A 16349-nucleotide genomic window follows, 5' to 3' on the forward strand; every position below is an offset into this window, starting at 1 on the left:
CGGGCGTGGGCAGCAGGTTCAGCTTCACCGACGAGGCACTGGGCAACCTGAAGGTCTACGACGTGACGCCCGGGGAAGTCTGGGAGGCGCTGCACGTTGCCCGCCGGATAATCCGGCATCTCGGCGACGACGTGATGGTCGTCTACTCGACCACGCACCGGGGGCGGCGACTGGCCGTGCTGCTCGCCGAGGCGGAGGGCACCGACAACGACTGGGACATCCTCTCGGCCCGGGAACTCGGCGAGAGCGAGTCCAAGCGCTACGACGAGGCGCTGCGGGGATGGCGACGATGAGGAGGCGGTGAGATGGACCGACAGGACGCGATCAAACAGTTCCACTCCGGCGGCGACCAGCTCGCGGAGCTGATCGACGAGAGCCAGCCGGTCGAGCTGCCGACCCCGGACACCGACACACCGATGGTCAGCCGCTCGGTACGGCTGCCGCTGGAGACGTACGAGCGGGTCCGGGCGGCGGCGGACGCCCGAGGCATCGGGGTCACCACGCTGATGCGGCAGTGGATCGAGGCGGGGCTGGCCGATCTCGACGAGTCGGCGACGGTGTCGCTCGCCGACGTCCGGCGGGCGCTGGCCGCGCTCGCCCACCCCACCGCGGCCTGAGCCGCCGCGTCCCGGGCACCGGCCGACTGACGGTGGGGCGGGGCACCGCCGGCGCCACGCCCAACGGCTGAGCGGTGGCCTTCCCCCGCCCGGGAAGGCCACCGCAGCTCCGGCGTCCGGTTACCGACCTGAGCGGGCCTGCTCCGGCCACGCTCGCTGGTCCGATCCGCTCGGCAGAGCCTAGGAAGCCGGCCTCCCCCGGCCCACCGCCCCGGCCGGAATTTGACCGTTTCTTGAGCTTCGGCCGGCCTGCCGGGGCCTCACGGCTTGGCCTTGGCCGCCGCCTTCTGCCGCTGCTTGTACTCCCTGACCCGGGTCAGCGAGTCCGCGTCGGTGATGTCCGCCACCGACCGGTACGCGCCGGCCTCGCCGTACGCGCCGGCGGCCTCGCGCCACCCGGGCGCCGCGAGGTCGAACCGCTTGCCGAGCAGGGCGAGGAAGATCTGGGCCTTCTGCTTGCCGAATCCGGGCAGTTCGGCGATGCGCTTCAGCGCGTCCCGGCCGTCGCTCGCCTCGGTCCAGATCCGCTCCGCCCGCCCGTCGTACCGCTGCACCAGCAGCCGGCAGACCTCCTGGACCCGCGCCGCCATCGCCTTCGGGAAGCGGTGCAGCGCCGGCGGCTTCGCGAAGATCTCGACCAGCGCCTCCGGGTCGTACCCGGCGATCTCCTCGGCGGTCGGGGCGTGCCCGAGCCGCTGGGTCAGCACGTACGGCGAGGAGAACGCCTTTTCGAGCGGAATTTGTTGATCGAGGACCATGCCGATGAGCAGCGCCAGCGGGTCCCGTTGGAGCAGCGTGTTGGCCTCGGCGTCGATGGGCAGCGACAGCGTCATGCCTGCCATCTTCGCCGGTCAGGGCGGTGGCGTACGACATCGGGGCGGCCCCGGGAGCGCCGGGGCCGCCCACGGCGGCTCACGCGCCGGCCGGAACCTTGTCGAGGAAGCCGTGTACGGCGCGGATCCGGCCCTCGGCGGTCAGCGTCGCCACGTCGAAGCCCTCGACGATCGACTCCCCACCGGAGGGGGCGACCAGTTCCCAGCCGAACCGGACGAGGTCGTGGTGCCCGTCCACGGCGCCCCTGGCGCGGAAGACCAGGCCGGGAAACATCTCGCGGGCGCCCGCGATCACGGCGGCGATGCCGTCGTGGCCGGCCACCTCGGCCAGCGGGTCGGTGTAGGTCCCGTCCTCGGTCCAGAGTTCGCGGACGGCGCGGCCCCGCGCCTCGGCGTCCGGCTCGTTCCACGCGGCGAGGTACCGGTCGACGACGGCGGCGAAATCGGTCATGAGAGGTGTCCTTTCTGACGGGCCGGCGGCGGCCGCGAGACCTCGGGCGACGGGGCCTCGGGCGGGTTGACGTCCCACCGCCGGCACCCGGAAATCTCTCACCGGGGCGGCGGTCGCGTCGATTACCCGACAGGTAAGACGGTCCTCGGGCCGGCGGCGCCCGGTGCGGGGACGTTCACTCCGCCAATTCCGCCAGCACCGACCTGAGCAACGCCCGGGACTGCGACTCGTCCAGGGCGACTTTGTCGAGTCCCGCCCACGCCTCCTCGTACGCCGCCACGTCGGTGTCCCGGGAGAGATACCCGCCGCCGGTCAGCGACTCCCGGAAGACGGTGGTCGGTTCGCCCGCGGTCATCCCGTCGCCGGGCGGGAAGTCGAGAATGGTGAACGCGCCGGCCGCCGCCGCGAGGGTCGGTCCCGCCTCCAGCGGCAGTACGCGCAGCGAAACGTTCGGCCAGCCGCTCGCACGGTCGAGGTGGTCGAGTTGGTCCCGCATTCCCGGCCGGTCGGCGATGCGCCGCCGCAGCACCGCCTCGGAGAGGACCACCTCGTACCGCGGTGGCGGCGGAAACTGTCGGCTGAGCAGGCGCTGCCGCCGGGCCCGGATATCGTCCGCCCGGTATCGCTGCGCCTCGGTGAGATCGGACCGGTACGGCCCGATCGCGGTCGCGTAGCGCACCGTACGCAACAGCTCCGGCACCAACTCGCCGTTGTAGTGCCGTAGACGTTCCGCGGCGGCCTCCAGTCCGAGGCCGAGGGAGAGCCACTCCGGAATGCCGTCGCCGTACGCGTGCCACCAGCCCTTCGCCTGCGTACCGCCGGCGAGGTCGGCTAGTTCCCGGGTGATCCGGGGCCCGGCGAGGTACAGGTTGCAGAGCACCTTCACATCGCGGGGCCGTACCGGAACGGCGCCGGACTCGATCCGCCAGATCTTCTGCCGGGAACAGGCCAGCGCGGTCGCGGCCTCGTCCTGCGAAATGCGGGCCCGCTCGCGGAGTTCTCGCAGGTAACGCCCGAGGCGCCGACGCGCGACGGTGGAACCGACCTCGACAGCCATGCAACCCCCTACTTTCGATTACCAAAATGCATCTTGCAGATTTTTGATCCGATCCGCTTGCCGATGGTGCCGCAGCCCGATATTCGCAGCACAAGGAGACGGAAACAACATTGTGCTGACGGTCCAATTCGTCGCATGCTGATCAGCAGCGGCGTCGACTCCCTCGCCGACACCGCGGTACCGATGCCTGCACCGATCACTCAACCAGGGAAATGCCTGGTCAGCGACCCATACCAAGGGGGCGAGAGAATTGAGTGCCGCCGACCAGCTTTCAGAATTCGCGGCTTTTGCCATAGATCTTGCGCTCGCCCATCGCCCGAAATGGAAATTCCATCAGCTGGCGCTACGCAAGATGTGCGCGTGCGGAAACCCCCTGCCCTGCCGCAGACTCACCGCCCTCCCCGCCGATCTGTCCCGGTCCCGCGCACAGCCGGGCGCATTGTCTGCCGACTATGGAGGACGGAATGACTGAGTACCCGCCCATTCACGCGCCGTCCCGCCCGGACTGGTCCTGTACCGCCTGCGCGGACGCCTGGCCCTGCAACACCCGGAAACTGCAGCTGCGGGACCTGTTCCAGGACAACACCGCCGGTCTGGTGAACTACCTAGCCCAGTACCTGACCGACGCGAACCTCGAGCTGGGCCACCTGAGCAGCGTCGAGGTGAGCGAACGGTTCGTCGACTGGTGCGCGCCTGGGGCGGGCCGGGCCACGGCGTAGGGTCGCGGATGTCCGCGTACCGGGGAAGGAAGCTCGCCGAAGTGAACAGCCCGCAGCACCTCGACCCGCAGCGTCCCGAGTTGGCGGCGCAGCTCGACCTCGCCCCGCACCCGGAGGGTGGGTGGTTCCGCGAGACGTGGCGCTCGTCGCAGAGCTTCCGGCCCGACGGGTACGACGGCACCCGCAGCGCCGCCACCGCCATCTACTTCCTGCTCAACCCCGGCGAGCGGTCCCGCTGGCACGTGGTCCGCTCCGACGAGCTGTGGCTCTGGCACTCGGGCGGCCCGCTGATCCTGCGGCTCGGCGGGTCCGGCGACACGCCGGCGTCCGACCCGGAAGAGGTGCTCCTCGGCGCCGACGTGGCCGCCGGCCAGCGGCCCCAGGTGGTGATCCCCGGCGGGGTGTGGCAGGCGGCGGCCCCGGCCGCCGACCGGCCGGTCCTGGTCAGCTGCGTGGTCGCCCCCGGATTCGACTTCGCCGACTTCCGGATGGCCTGACACCGCCCGCGCCACCGGCCGCCCGCCCGGGGCGCGACAGCGCCGCCGTGGGCCGGCGGATCGCCGCGCGACGGTACGCGGCCGGCGGGTCTTGGCGGGTGAGCTGCCGGTCCGGTGGTCGGGACAGGCAAGATGTCAGCGTGGACGAACACGACATGCTCCTGTCGCCGGCCGGCGTCGAGCAGCTGCGCGCCGCGCTGACCGGCGCCGGCTACACGTCGAGCGGCATCGCCGAGCGGCTCGGCTCGGCCGCGACCAGCGGACTCACCCGCAACGACTTCCGGGCCGCGCTGCGCGCGACCGAGGAACGTGATCCGCTCGCCACGCTGATCCGGCTCTTCGTCTGCGGTCAGACGGAGCCGGAGGCCGCGGTCACCGCCGCGCTGGCCCCGCTGCCGCTGGCCGAGGCGCTCGCCGCCGGGCTGGTCGAGCGGTACGGCGACGGGCTGCGCCAGGGCGTCGACCTCGAACCGTACGGGGACGCCTGGTGGGTCCTCTCCGACGTGCCGGCCAGCGCCCGGCCCGGCCAACCGCTCCGCTCCGACCACGTGCTCGGCATCGGCGGCGCCTCCACCACGCTGGTCGGGGCCACCATCCGCCGGCCGGTCGGCACCGCCCTCGACCTCGGTACCGGCAGCGGCGTCCAGGCGCTGCACCTGGCCACGCACGCCGACTCGGTCACCGCCACCGACCTCTCCGACCGCTCGCTGCGCTTCGCCGCCACCACCGCCGCGCTCAACGGCCAACGCTGGGAACTGCTCCGGGGCGACCTGACCGCGCCGGTCGCCGGACGGCGGTTCGACCTCGTGGTGAGCAACCCGCCGTTCGTGGTCGGGCCCGGCACCACCACGCACAGCTACCGCGACTCGGGGCGGGTCGGCGACGCGATCGCCGTCGAGCTGGCCGGCGCCGCGACCGGGCTGCTGGCCGAGGGCGGCACGATGCAGTACCTGGCCAACTGGGTACACATCGCGGGCGAGGACTGGGGCGACCGGGTGGCCGGCTGGTTCGCCGGTACCGGGCTGGACGCCTGGGTGATCCAGCGCGAGGTCGCCGATCCCACCGCGTACGTCGACCTGTGGCTCGCCGACGCCAGCGAGGCGGCCGACCCGCAGCGGGTGGCCGCCTGGCTGGACTGGTTCGACACGCACAAGGTCGAGGCGATCGGCTTCGGGATCATCAACCTGCGCCGGGGCGGCCACGACGATCCCCTGGTACGCGTCGAGGACCTGCGCCAGTCGGTACAGCCGCCGATGGGCGAGCAGATCGCCGCCTGGTTCGACCGGCAGGACTGGCTCCGGGGCCGGGACACCGACGGGCTGCTCGCCGCCCGGTACCGCGCCGCCGACGGGCTGCAGCTGCGGCAGGAGGCGACCATGGGCGAGCAGGGCTGGGCGGTCGACCGGCAGGTGCTGGCGATGCCCCGGGGCCTGCGCTGGACCGAGGAGGTGGACCCGCTGGTGCTGGCGCTGGTCGGCGGCTGCGACGGCCGGGTGCCGCTGCGCGAGCAGCTGGCCCTGCTCGCCATCGCGCACGAGGTACCGGAGGCGGACCTCGCCGAGGCGGCCGGGCCGATCATCGCGCACCTGGTCGAGCGCGGCCTGGTCACTCCGGTGGCGGGCTGACGCCGTGCGCGCGGTGGTACAGACGGTCAGCCGGGCCAGTGTGACGGTGGACGGCGTCGTGGTGGGCGAGATCTCCGACGGGCTGCTGGTGCTGCTCGGGGTGACCCACGCCGACACCGACCTGACCGCGCAGACGATGGCCCGCAAGGTGCACGAGCTGCGCATCCTCGACCCGCGGCCCGACCCGGGCGAGGAGGAACCGCAGGGTGGGGAGACGCCGCGGGGCGAGCGCTCGGCCGCCGACCTCGGCGCGCCGATCCTGGTGGTCAGCCAGTTCACGCTCTACGGCGACGCGCGCAAGGGGCGGCGCCCGACCTGGCAGGCGGCGGCACCGGCGGAGGTCGCCGAGCCGCTGGTGACCGCGTTCGTCGAGGCGCTGCGCTCGCGCGGGGCGAAGGTGGAGACCGGCCGGTTCCGGACCCACATGCTGGTGGAGAGCGTCAACGTCGGACCGCGGACGATCATCCTCGACCTCTGAGCCCCGGCGCCGGGTGCCGCCAGCCGGACCGGGCTGGCGGCGCGGGCGCCGGAGGGAACCCGGGCGGGTCAGAAGAAGAGGCCGCGCCGCTGGACCGACTCGCGCAGCCACCCGTCGAGCCGCGCGGCCCAGTCCGTCCGCGCGACGTCCGCGTAGTCGACCGTGAAGCGGCCGAACGCGTCCCGTCCCTCGGTGAAGAGGCCGCCCCGCTTGTCGATCTCCAGTACCACCTGGAGGTGGTGCGGGGTGGCGACGAAGGTCAGTTCGAGCTGGTTGAGCGCGCGGGCGTACTGCGGCGCGGGATAGAACTCGATCTCCTGGTAGAACGGCAGCCGCTGCTGTACGCCGTAGATGTGGCCCCGCTCGACGTCCGCGCGGGAGAAGCGGAAACCGAGCCGCAGCAGCGCGTCGAGCACCTGCTCCTGGGCCGGCAGCGGGTGTACCGCCACCGCGTCGAGGTCCCCCTTGTCGACGGAGCGGGCCACCTCCAGCTCGGTACGCAGGCCCATGGTCATGCCGTGCAGGTGCTGGCCGTACAGCTCGGTGATCGGCGTCTCCCAGGGGACCTCGACCCGGAACGGGATGCTGTGCCGCTGGCCGCTGTCGAGGTGGAACGCGCCGGTGACCCGGGTGCGGTGGAACTCCTGCGTGGTGTCGTACTCGCTGTCGCCGCTCTCCACCTCGACGCGGGTCACCAGCCCGAGCGCGACGTACTCGATGTCGACCGGGTGGTCGCCGCCGACCACGTGCACCTGGCCCTCCAGCTGACCGCCGGGGCGGCAGTTCGGGTTGGCCAGCACGGTGTCCACCGACGGACCGCCGACACCCATCGCTCGCATGATGCGCTTGAAGACCACGATGCTCTCCCTCGACGTGCCGTCGGTCCGATCGCCGCTGTCGTTCGCCGCTGGGTGGCACGGTAGCCAGCACCGACAAGCGCGCCGGGCGTCCCGAATCGGCCCGCCGTCCTCGACATTATGGACAAATGCCGTGAGGTGCCGCGATGGCGCGTCGTCGTGGTACCAGATTCATGCCACTCGAACGTCTCCTCACCTCCGCTTCACGCCCCACCGGCCAAGCTGTTTCCACCAACGCCAATCGGCCTTGGGAAAGGCAGTCGACGCGGGGAGGCGACTGAGATGGTCCTGAAGATCGTGAAGGATGAGCACGTGCCGGCCGCCACGGCTGGATCGGATATCGACGCGCAGGCGGAGGGCAACACCGAGAACCTGGTTGACCTCGACGCGACCGACGAGCGCGGCGTCTCGGCGGACCTGGTCCGGGCCTACCTCAACGGCATCGGTCGCACCAAGCTGCTGACCGCGGTCCAGGAGGTGGAGTTGGCCAAGCGGATCGAGGCCGGGCTCTACGCCGAGGAGAAGCTCGCCGAATCCGAGGCCATCCTTCCCGTCGAACTCCGCGCGGATCTCGCGATCGTCGCGACGCAGGGCCGGGCCGCGAAGGACCACCTCCTGGAGGCGAACCTGCGGCTGGTGGTGAGCATCGCCAAGCGGTACACCGGTCGCGGCATGGCCTTCCTCGACCTGATCCAGGAAGGCAACCTCGGCCTCATCCGCGCCGTCGAGAAGTTCGACTACACCAAGGGCTACAAGTTCTCCACCTACGCCACCTGGTGGATCCGCCAGGCCATCACCCGCGCCATGGCCGACCAGGCCCGCACCATCCGCATCCCGGTACACATGGTCGAGCAGGTGAACCGCATGGTCCGCGCCCGCCGCGACCTCGCCACCGCCCTCGGGCGGGAGCCCAGCATCGCCGAGATCGCCAAGGCGATGGACGTACCGGAGTTTCAGGTGATCGAGCTGATCTCGTACGACCGGGAGCCGGTGAGCCTGGACCAGGCCGTCGGCGAGGACGGGGAGAGCGCACTCGGTGACTTCGTGGCGGCGGTCGACCCACGGGACGAGCCCGGCGACGCCGCCACCCAGGGCCAGCTCCGCAACGAGGTCGAGATCGTCCTCGCCACCCTCTCCCAGCGGGAGCAGGCGGTGATCCGGCTGCGCTTCGGCCTCGACGACGGCCGGCAGCGCACGCTCGACGAGGTGGGCCGGGAGTTCGGCCTCTCCCGGGAGCGGATCCGCCAGATCGAGAAGGTGACCCTGCTCAAGCTCCGCCACCCGTCCCGCGCCGAGCGGCTGGAGGCGTACGCCAGCTGACCCGCCCGCTTCCTACGCCGAGCCCCTCGACGTCCCACCGGACGTCCGAGGGGCTCGGCGTTTCCGCGCGGAGGCGGTACCGCCGCCCGCCGCCCTTCAGCCGGCGTCGGCCTCGACGAGCAGCCGTCGCAGCAGTCCGGCGAGCTGGTGGCGCTCGTCACCGCTGAGGGCTGCCATGATCCGGTGTTCCTCGTCGCCCAGCCCGTCGATGGCGCCGCGCCAGACCCGGTGACCGCGCTCGGTGAGCTGGACGATCACCTTCCGCCGGTCGTCGGGGGACGGCTGCCGGCGCAGGAAGCCCCGCTGCTCCATCGCGTCCAGCCGGCCGGTCATGGTGGCCGGGGAGACCCGCAGGTCGGTGGCGAGTTCCGAGGGCCCGGCCCGGTACGGCCGGCCGCGGCGGGCGAGCGCGTGCAGCGTCTCGTACTCGAAGTTCTGCAGCCCGTGCTCGGCCAACTGGGCCTGCTTGACCCGGCTCAGGTGCTTCACCAGGTAGTGCATCCGGGTGACCGCGCCCTCGACGTCCGGGTCGAGGTCGGGCAGTACCCGCCGCCACTGCGCGATGTGCTCGTCAACCCTGTCGCCTACGTCGGTCACCGGTCAAGTGTGCCCGCCCACCGCTCCGGCTGTGGCCCACGCCGCTCGGCCCGCACCGCTCGGCGCGTCGCTCGGCCCGCACCGCTTCGTTGGGCGCGCGTCGAGGCGGGGGGAGGATCATTTCGTTGCCAAATTTTTCGGTACCGAAATACTATGCCGGCATGCGCGCATCCCCGGAACGGAACTTCCGGCTCTTCTGGCTCGGCTACACCCTCTCCATGTTCGGCGACTTCCTGGTGCCGGCCGCCCTGGCCCTGGCCGTCGTACGGGCCACCGGCTCGGCCGGCGCGCTCGCCCTCGTCCTGGGCTGCGCCGCCGTACCGCGACTGCTCCTGCTCCCGCTCGGCGGGGTGCTCGCCGATCGCTGGCAGCCACGGCGGGTCGCCCTGGTCGCCGACTGGGTACGCGCCGCCGTGCAGCTGGCCGTCGGCCTCGAACTGGTCGGCGGCGTCTTCCGGCTGACCGACCTGGCGGTCGCCGGCGTGATCAGCGGCGCGGCGTCGGCGTTCGCGCTGCCGACCAGATCGGCGCTGATCGCCGCGACCGTGCCGGCGACCGGGCGAGCCCGCGCCAACGGCCTGCTCGGCATCTCCACCAGCGCGGCGCGGGTGCTCGGTCCCGGCGCCGCCGGAGCGCTGATCCTCACCATCGGTCCCGGCTGGGCCTTCGTCCTCGACGCCGCCACCTTCGTGGTCAGCGCCCTCGCGCTGCTCGCCGTCCGGATCGCCGCGCTGCCGGCCGCCGCGCGCCGGCCGGTACACCGGGATCTCGTGGCGGGCTGGAGTGAACTGCGCCGGCACGACTGGCTCTGGACCAGTCTGATCGGCCACGCGGCCTGGAACCTGGCATCGGCCGTACTGCTCACCCTCGGGCCGTTGATCGCCGTACGGCAGCTCGGCGGGGAGGCCGTCTGGGTGGCGACGCTGCAGGCCGGAGCGCTCGGACTGCTCGCCGGTTCCCTGCTGGCCGTCCGGACCGGCGGCACCGGCCGGTTCCGCCTGCGGATCGCGCGGCCGGTCCTGGCCGCCAACCTCGCACTCTCGCTCTACGCTCTGCCGCTCGCCCTGCTCGCCGCCGCCGCGCCCGCACCCGCCCTGCTGGTCGGCTACGCGCTCGCGCTGGCCGGGCTCGGCTTCCTCAATCCCGTCTGGGACACCGCCGTGCAGCAGCACATCCCGGCGGACCGGCTCTCCCGGGTCAGCTCCTACGACATGCTGCTCTCCTTCGGGGCGATGCCCCTCGGGTACGCGGTGGCCGCCCCCACCGCCGCGGCCTTCGGCAACGCCGTGCCGCTGCTGCTCGCGGCCGTACTGGTGCTCGTCTGCACCGCCGGTACCGCCGCCGTTCCCGGCGTACGCAGGTTGGGCGCCGCGCCCGCGCCGGCCCCCGCGACCGGCGAGCCCGGGTCGGCCGCCGCGACCGCCGGGCCCGAGCCCGCCGAGACCGCCGCGGCGCGGTGAGGCGAAGCGCGGTACGCGGTGCCGCCGCACGCGGCACGGTAGGCGGTGCCGCCGCACGCGGCCCCGGACACGCGACGCGGCGCGCCGGGAACCGGGCGGGTGCCCCGGGAACCGGGCGGTCAGAGGCGGCGCGGACCGGTGTCCGGGCGGACGGCCGGCGCGCCCAGCCGGACGCTCGCGTGCAGCACCGAAAAGCCGTCGGGCCGGGCGAGCACCGGGTTGAGCCGCAGCTCGCGGACGTCGGGGTGCTCGTCGGCCAGCCGGCCCACCCGCAGCAGCAGGTCGGCCAGGGCGGATCGGTCCACCGGTACCGCGCCCTGGTGGCCCCGGAGCAGCGGCGCGGCGCGCGGCTCGTCGACCAGCGCCGCCGCGTCCCGGTCGGTGAGCGGCGCCGCCCGCCACGCCCGGTCGCCGAGCAGCTCGGTCACCACCCCGCCCAGCCCGAACCCGACCACCGGCCCGAAGGCCGGATCCTCCACCAGCTCCACCACGCAGGAGACCCCCGGCGCCACCATCGGCTGCACCAGTACCTCCGTGCCGAACCCCTCGGCGACCTCGGTGTACGCCCGGCGCACCGCCGCCTCGCCGGTCAGGTCCAGCCGCACCGCCCCGAGGTCGAGCCGGTGCCGCACCCCCGGCCGGGCCGACTTGAGCGCCACCGGGAACCCCAGCTCGCGCGCGGCGTCGGCGGCCTCGCCGGCGGAACCGGCCCGGAGCTCGGGAACGACCGGCACGCCGTACGCGCGGAGCAGCCGCTCGGCCAGCTCCGGCCCCGGATCGGCCAGCGCCACCTCGGCCGCCGCCGGGTCGATCCCCGGCAGTTCGGGCAGCCCGCCCGGTGCCCGGCGCAGCCAACCGGCGTAGCCGACCACCCGGGCCAGCGCCCGGACCGCCTCCTCCGCGGACGGGTAGGAGGGGACCCCGGCCGGCAGCCGGCCCGCGAGGAAGGTGGTCACCGTCGGCTTGTCGCCGGCGAGCGCCACGCCGGCCAGCGCGGCGCCGAAGTCGTCCGGGCGGTCGGGCAGCTGACCCGGCAGCGGCGGCGCGAAGACCACCACCAGCGCGTCGACCCGGTCGTCGGCCGCGGCGGCGGCCAGCGCGGAGGCGAACTCCCCCGCGCCGGCCGCCGGCCCGACCTCGGCGGGATAGCCGGACGCGACCGTGAGCCCGTAGTCGCGGCAGGCGCGCGCGGCCAGCCCGGCCAGCGCCGAGGAGTTGCCGACCACCCCGACCCGGTCCCCGGCCGGCAGCGGCTGGTTCGCTAGCAACAGGCCGACGTCGAAGAGCTCCGCCACCGTGTCGACCCGGATCACACCGGAGTGGGCGAAGAGCGCGGCCACCGCGGCGGCGTCCGGGCCCGGCGCGTCTCCGCCCAGCCCGGTCGGACGTACCGGCGAGGCGACCGCCACCACCGGCTTGGTCCGGCCGATCCGGCGGGCCAACCGGGCGAACTTGCGGGGATTGCCGAACGTCTCCAGGTAGAGCAGGATCGCGTCGGTGCCCGGATCGTCCTGCCAGTACTGCAACAGGTCGTTGCCGGAGACGTCGGCCCGGTTGCCGGCCGAGACGAAGCTGGACAGGCCGAGCCCGCGCCGTTCCGCCTCGGCCAGCAGCGCCACCCCGAACGCCCCGGACTGGCTGAAGAAGCCGACCCGGCCGGGCGCCGGCAGGCGCGGGGCGAGGGTGGCGTTGAGGCGTACCGCCGGGTCGGTGTTGGCCACGCCGAGACAGTTCGGCCCGACCAGCCGCATCCCCGCCGCGCGCGCCAGCCGGAGCAGTTCCCGCTGCGCCTCGGCCCCCGCCGCGCCCGCCTCGGCGAACCCGGACGAGACCACCACGAGGCCGTGCGCCCCGGCGCGCGCGGCGTCGGCGACCGCCTCGGCGACGGTGTCGGCCGGTACGGCGATGACGGCGAGATCCACCGGCGCGCCCGCGTCGGCCGCCGACGGGTACGCGTCGAGCCCGGCGACCCGGCCGGCGTACGGGTGTACCGGCACGACGGCGCCGGTGAACCCGCCGTCGCGCAGGTGACCGAGGAGCGCCGCCCCGACGCCCTGGCCGGTGGCGCTGGCCCCGTAGACGGCTACCCCGCGCGGGGCGAGCAGCCGGGCGATCGAGCGCGCCTCGGTCCGCTGCTCCCGGCCGTGCTGCACCTCGATCGACTCCTCGGTGGGCGCGATCGGGAAGCTGAGGTGGACCACACCGTCGGCGTACCGGCGCTGGACCCGGTAGCCGAAGTCGGCGAAGACCCGCAGCATCGCCGCGTTGGCCGGCAGCACCTCGGCGACGAAGCGGTCGATCCCCTCCTGCCGCGCGGCGGCGGCGAGGTGTTCCAGCAGCACCGACCCGATGCCCCGGCCCTGGTGGGCGTCCTCGACGACGAACGCCACCTCGGCCTCGGGCGCGCCCGGCCCGAGGCGCTCGTACCGGCCGACGGCCAGGATCCGGTCCGCCGCGACCGCCACGAACGCCTCCCGGTCGCGGTGGTCGACGGTGACGAAGCGGCGCAGGTCCCGCTCGGGAATCCGCGGGTACGGGGAGAAGTAGCGCAGGTAGCGGGTGCGCTCGGAGAAGCGCGCGTGCATCGCCACGATCGCCGGCGCGTCCGCCGGGCGGATCGGTCGCAGTTGGACGGTCGTACCGTCGCTGAGCAGGACGTCCGCGGAACGGTCCACGGGTGCGCCTCCCACCTCGGGCGGTACGGGTCAGTCCCGCGGGTCGTGCGGGTCGAGCCCGTGCAGCGGGAAGACGGCCCGGCGGGTGGCGGTGATCGCCCGGTCCACCGCGTCCGGCTCGCCGGTCGGCTGCCACGGCTCGTACGACGGGTCGGCGTCGTCGGTCATCCGCAGCGGCACCTCGCGCTGCGGCCGGCGCTGCTTGGCCAGGTCACGCCAGTCCGGCGGGGTCAGCGCGGCCGGGTCGACCGGCTCCCCGGTGGCGATGGCGAGCAGGTGCGTCCACGCCCGGGGCACCACCTCGACCAGGGCGTACCCGCCGCCGCCGGTGGCGACCCAGCGTCCCTCGCAGAGCTCGTCGGCGAGCGCCCGCAGCGCCAGGTAGCTGGCCCGCTGCCCGTCCACCGACAGGCGCAGGTCGGCCAGGGGGTCGAGCCGGTGGCTGTCCGCGCCGCACTGGGTGACGAGCACCTGCGGCCGGAACGCCCGCAGCACCGACGGGACGACCGCGTGGAAGGCGCGCAGCCACCCGGCGTCGGCGGTACCGGGCGGCAGCGGCACGTTCACCGCGCTCCCCTCGGCGCCCGGCCCGCCGGTCTCGTCGGAGAAGCCGGTGCCCGGGAAGAGCGCCAGCGGCGTCTCGTGCAGGCTGATGGTGAGCACCCGGGGATCGGTGTAGAAGATCTCCTGCACGCCGTCGCCGTGGTGCACGTCGACGTCCACGTAGGCGACCCGCTCGGCGCCGAGGTCGAGCAGCCGGGCGATGGCCACGGCCGGGTCGTTGTAGACGCAGAAGCCGGCCGCCCGGCCCGGCATGGCGTGGTGCAGTCCCCCGGCGATGTTGACCGCGCGCCGCACCTCGCCCCGCCAGACCGCCTCGGCGGCGGCGAGGCTGGCGCCCGCGACCAGCGCGCTGGACTCGTGCATCCCCGGGAAGATCGGGTTGTCGGAGGTACCGAGGCCGTAGCCGGAGAAGAACGGGTCGTCCGGTGCGGCGCGGACGGCGTCGAGGTAGTCGGGGCGGTGCACCCGGGCCAGCGCCTCGTCGTCGGCCGGTTCGGGGGCGAGCAGGCGTACCCCGGGCCGGCCGAGGATGCCGTACTGGCGGGCGAGCGCGATGGTCAACTCCACCCGTACCGGGTCGAGCGGATGCTCACCCAGGTCGTACGCCAGCAGGGCCTCGTCCCACACCACCAGAGTGTCGTCCGACATGGCGCCATCGTCGCACGGGTCCGGCCCGTACGCGGAGCACGGGCGGTGCACCCGGGTACCCGCTCCGCACCCGCCGCAGGTCAGCCCCGCTCGGCCCGGGCAACCGGCCGGGTCGTGTCGGTCACCCACTCGCTCCAGGATCCGACATACAGGGCGGCGTCGGTCCGGCCGGCCAGGTGCAGCGCGAGTACCGCCTGCGCGGCGGTCACCCCCGAACCGCAGTACGCCCCGACCGGTACCCCCGGCTCGACGCCGGCCAGCGCGAACCGCGACCGGAGCCGGTCCGCGGCGAGGAAGCGCCCGTCCGGATCGAGCTGCTCGGTGATCGGCAGGTTCACCGCGCCCGGGATGTGCCCGGCCACGGGGTCGATCGGCTCGGTCTCGCCCCGGTAGCGCGCCGCGGCCCGGACGTCGACGAGCACGCCGTCGCCGGCGGCGAGCTTCGCGGCCCCGGCGGCGTCCAGCACGGGCAGCGATCCCGGGCGCACCACGATGTCGCCGGGCGCGGGGGCGGGCGCGGACGTGCTCACCGGCCGCCCGCTCGCCAGCCAGGCCGGGTAGCCCCCGTCGAGGACCCGGACCGGGCGGTGGCCGGCCCAGCGCAGGGTCCACCAGGCGCGGGACGCGGAGAGGCCGGAGCCGCCGTCGTAGACGACCACCGGGTGGTCCCGGCGTACCCCGGCCGCGCGCAGCGCGCGCTGCAGCGACTCGGGATCCGGCAGCGGGTGCCGCCCGCCGGGGCCGGGCGGCCCGCAGAGGTCGCGGTCGAGGTCGACGAAGACGGCCCCCGGGACATGACCGGCGTCATAGTCCTCGCGCCCGGGCGGACCGCCGAGGCTCCACCGCACGTCGAGGAGGGTGGGCGGCCGGTCGGAGGCCAACTCGTCGGCGAGACCGGTGACGTCGACAACAAGATCACCATTGCGCGGCATGCCGCCAGTCAACACCATCCCGCAGGCCAACCACAGTTCGGCTGACGGATGATGTCGGTCCGTCGAGGTAGCATCGACATCCTGGAGGGCGGCTGACGTGAACAAGCTTGTCGATACCACCGAGCACCGGTACGTCTTCGGGGGAGGGTGTTGATCGTGAATGACCTAGTCGATACCACCGAGATGTACCTCCGCACCATCCTCGAACTGGAAGAGGAGGGTGTCCCGCCGCTGCGGGCCCGGATCGCCGAGCGGTTGAGCCAGAGCGGCCCCACCGTCAGCCAGACGGTGGCGCGGATGGAGCGCGACGGGCTCCTGACTGTCGAGGGCGACCGTCACCTGTCGCTCACCCCGAGCGGCCGGCTCGCCGCCATCTCGGTCATGCGCAAGCACCGCCTCGCGGAACTCCTGCTGGTCAACGTGATCGGCCTGCCCTACGAGGAGGCCCACGACGAGGCCTGCCGCTGGGAGCACGTGATGAGCGACGCGGTGGAGAAGCGGGTCTACGACCTGCTCAACCGCCCCACCCGCTCGCCGTACGGCAACCCGATCCCGGGGCTGGAGGCGCTCGGCGACGCCGAACCGCAGCCCACCGATCCGGGCAGCGAGCGCAACCTGGCCTTCCCCGGCCTCACCGGCCCCGTCGTGGTGCGCCGCATCTGCGAGAGCGTCCAGAAGAACAGCGACGTCCTACGGCAGTTGCACGCCGCCGGGGTCGACCCGGGCGCCACGGTCACCGTGGCGCAGGAGCGGGACGGGGTGACGATCAACCGCTCGGGCGACAAGATCCGGCTGCCCCGCGAGGTCGCCTCCCGCGTCTTCGTCGCCGCCGGCTGACCCGGCACAGACCCGAGTACCACCGAACGGCCAGTTCCCCCGGGGGAGCTGGCCGTTTCTTCTCGCCCGCCCGCCCGGCCCGGCTCGGCTCTGCCCCCGGCCTGGCTCGGCTCCGGCTCGGCTCGGCTCGGCTCGGCGATCATGGAGTTTGTGGCCGGAATTTTGCTCCTTATGTCGACTTC

Annotated in this window: 17 protein-coding genes; 9 read left to right on the forward strand and 8 right to left on the reverse strand. The window is 73.8% G+C overall.

Annotation, left to right across the window (positions count from 1 at the left end; genetic code table 11):
- Positions 1-5 precede the first annotated feature (5 nt).
- Together AB0J86_RS34620 and AB0J86_RS34625 are read left to right on the forward strand one after the other, a co-directional pair.
- Complete coding sequence (locus AB0J86_RS34620; RefSeq protein ID WP_363861916.1) at positions 6-293, forward strand: hypothetical protein; 288 nt, start codon at positions 6-8, stop codon at positions 291-293.
- A 12-nt stretch (positions 294-305) separates the two neighbouring features.
- Positions 306-617: a hypothetical protein gene (locus AB0J86_RS34625; protein ID WP_363861917.1), complete on the forward strand. Its 312-nt coding sequence runs from the start codon at positions 306-308 to the stop codon at positions 615-617.
- A gap of 260 nt (positions 618-877) precedes the next feature.
- On the opposite strand, the gene AB0J86_RS34630 is transcribed toward AB0J86_RS34625, so the two are convergent.
- The 3 genes from AB0J86_RS34630 to AB0J86_RS34640 all read right to left on the reverse strand — a co-directional run bounded on the left by AB0J86_RS34630 (position 878) and on the right by AB0J86_RS34640 (position 2958).
- Positions 878-1459, reverse strand: coding sequence for an HhH-GPD-type base excision DNA repair protein (locus tag AB0J86_RS34630; RefSeq protein WP_363861918.1), 582 nt, complete (start codon positions 1457-1459; stop codon positions 878-880).
- Positions 1460-1529: 70 nt separating this feature from the next.
- Complete coding sequence (locus tag AB0J86_RS34635; RefSeq protein WP_363861919.1) at positions 1530-1901, reverse strand: nuclear transport factor 2 family protein; 372 nt, start codon at positions 1899-1901, stop codon at positions 1530-1532.
- A 175-nt stretch (positions 1902-2076) separates the two neighbouring features.
- Positions 2077-2958 carry a helix-turn-helix transcriptional regulator gene (locus tag AB0J86_RS34640; protein WP_363861920.1) on the reverse strand — a complete coding sequence of 294 codons (882 nt, stop codon included), beginning with the start codon at positions 2956-2958 and terminating at the stop codon, positions 2077-2079.
- A gap of 464 nt (positions 2959-3422) precedes the next feature.
- Between AB0J86_RS34640 and AB0J86_RS34645 the strand changes: the two genes are divergently transcribed.
- From AB0J86_RS34645 to dtd, 4 genes are all read left to right on the forward strand, one after another.
- A complete protein-coding gene (locus AB0J86_RS34645) occupies positions 3423-3677 on the forward strand; it encodes a hypothetical protein (RefSeq protein WP_363861921.1) in 255 nt (84 codons plus the stop codon).
- An 8-nt stretch (positions 3678-3685) separates the two neighbouring features.
- Positions 3686-4174, forward strand: coding sequence for a cupin domain-containing protein (locus tag AB0J86_RS34650; RefSeq protein WP_363861922.1), 489 nt, complete (start codon positions 3686-3688; stop codon positions 4172-4174).
- A 140-nt stretch (positions 4175-4314) separates the two neighbouring features.
- Positions 4315-5799 (forward strand): methyltransferase, encoded by a 1485-nt coding sequence (locus AB0J86_RS34655; RefSeq protein ID WP_363861923.1) that lies wholly within the window; start codon positions 4315-4317, stop codon positions 5797-5799.
- 4 nt (positions 5800-5803) lie between these two features.
- The gene (dtd, locus tag AB0J86_RS34660) at positions 5804-6277 is read left to right on the forward strand and encodes a D-aminoacyl-tRNA deacylase (protein ID WP_363861924.1); all 474 of its coding nucleotides are present in this window, start codon (positions 5804-5806) and stop codon (positions 6275-6277) included.
- Positions 6278-6345: 68 nt separating this feature from the next.
- Here the strand turns inward: dtd and AB0J86_RS34665 are convergent, their stop codons facing one another.
- On the reverse strand, positions 6346-7134 hold the full coding sequence (locus AB0J86_RS34665) for a sporulation protein (RefSeq protein WP_363861925.1): 789 nt from the start codon (positions 7132-7134) through the stop codon (positions 6346-6348).
- 282 nt (positions 7135-7416) lie between these two features.
- On the opposite strand from AB0J86_RS34665, the gene sigB reads away from it, so the two are divergent.
- Complete coding sequence (gene sigB, locus AB0J86_RS34670) at positions 7417-8454, forward strand: RNA polymerase sigma factor SigB (RefSeq protein WP_363861926.1); 1038 nt, start codon at positions 7417-7419, stop codon at positions 8452-8454.
- Positions 8455-8550: 96 nt separating this feature from the next.
- On the opposite strand, the gene AB0J86_RS34675 is transcribed toward sigB, so the two are convergent.
- On the reverse strand, positions 8551-9051 hold the full coding sequence (locus AB0J86_RS34675) for a MarR family transcriptional regulator (RefSeq protein ID WP_363861927.1): 501 nt from the start codon (positions 9049-9051) through the stop codon (positions 8551-8553).
- A gap of 161 nt (positions 9052-9212) precedes the next feature.
- On the opposite strand from AB0J86_RS34675, the gene AB0J86_RS34680 reads away from it, so the two are divergent.
- Entirely contained in the window at positions 9213-10511 is a 1299-nt protein-coding gene (locus AB0J86_RS34680) for an MFS transporter (RefSeq protein WP_363861928.1), read from the forward strand.
- 119 nt (positions 10512-10630) lie between these two features.
- Here the strand turns inward: AB0J86_RS34680 and AB0J86_RS34685 are convergent, their stop codons facing one another.
- From AB0J86_RS34685 to AB0J86_RS34695, 3 genes are all read right to left on the reverse strand, one after another.
- Complete coding sequence (locus AB0J86_RS34685) at positions 10631-13186, reverse strand: GNAT family N-acetyltransferase (protein WP_363861929.1); 2556 nt, start codon at positions 13184-13186, stop codon at positions 10631-10633.
- A gap of 30 nt (positions 13187-13216) precedes the next feature.
- Positions 13217-14398 carry an acetoin utilization protein AcuC gene (locus AB0J86_RS34690; protein WP_363861930.1) on the reverse strand — a complete coding sequence of 394 codons (1182 nt, stop codon included), beginning with the start codon at positions 14396-14398 and terminating at the stop codon, positions 13217-13219.
- Between the two features lie 80 nt (positions 14399-14478).
- Positions 14479-15330: a sulfurtransferase gene (locus tag AB0J86_RS34695; protein WP_363861931.1), complete on the reverse strand. Its 852-nt coding sequence runs from the start codon at positions 15328-15330 to the stop codon at positions 14479-14481.
- A gap of 150 nt (positions 15331-15480) precedes the next feature.
- Between AB0J86_RS34695 and AB0J86_RS34700 the strand changes: the two genes are divergently transcribed.
- A complete protein-coding gene (locus AB0J86_RS34700) occupies positions 15481-16167 on the forward strand; it encodes a metal-dependent transcriptional regulator (protein ID WP_363861932.1) in 687 nt (228 codons plus the stop codon).
- Positions 16168-16349: the final 182 nt, after the last annotated feature.

It is taken from the genome of Micromonospora sp. NPDC049559, assembly GCF_040676675.1.
Lineage (GTDB): Bacteria > Actinomycetota > Actinomycetes > Mycobacteriales > Micromonosporaceae > JBFAPK01.

Excerpts from the sequence above, each read along its gene's own strand:
- AB0J86_RS34625 (WP_363861917.1), top strand. The coding sequence starts at position 306 with ATGGACCGACAGGACGCGATCAAACAGTTCCACTCCGGCGGCGACCAG.
- AB0J86_RS34630 (WP_363861918.1), bottom strand. The coding sequence starts at position 1,459 with ATGGCAGGCATGACGCTGTCGCTGCCCATCGACGCCGAGGCCAACACG.
- AB0J86_RS34635 (WP_363861919.1), bottom strand. The coding sequence starts at position 1,901 with ATGACCGATTTCGCCGCCGTCGTCGACCGGTACCTCGCCGCGTGGAAC.
- AB0J86_RS34640 (WP_363861920.1), bottom strand. The coding sequence starts at position 2,958 with ATGGCTGTCGAGGTCGGTTCCACCGTCGCGCGTCGGCGCCTCGGGCGT.
- AB0J86_RS34645 (WP_363861921.1), top strand. The coding sequence starts at position 3,423 with ATGACTGAGTACCCGCCCATTCACGCGCCGTCCCGCCCGGACTGGTCC.
- AB0J86_RS34650 (WP_363861922.1), top strand. The coding sequence starts at position 3,686 with ATGTCCGCGTACCGGGGAAGGAAGCTCGCCGAAGTGAACAGCCCGCAG.
- sigB (WP_363861926.1), top strand. The coding sequence starts at position 7,417 with ATGGTCCTGAAGATCGTGAAGGATGAGCACGTGCCGGCCGCCACGGCT.
- AB0J86_RS34680 (WP_363861928.1), top strand. The coding sequence starts at position 9,213 with ATGCGCGCATCCCCGGAACGGAACTTCCGGCTCTTCTGGCTCGGCTAC.
- AB0J86_RS34690 (WP_363861930.1), bottom strand. The coding sequence starts at position 14,398 with ATGTCGGACGACACTCTGGTGGTGTGGGACGAGGCCCTGCTGGCGTAC.
- AB0J86_RS34695 (WP_363861931.1), bottom strand. The coding sequence starts at position 15,330 with ATGCCGCGCAATGGTGATCTTGTTGTCGACGTCACCGGTCTCGCCGAC.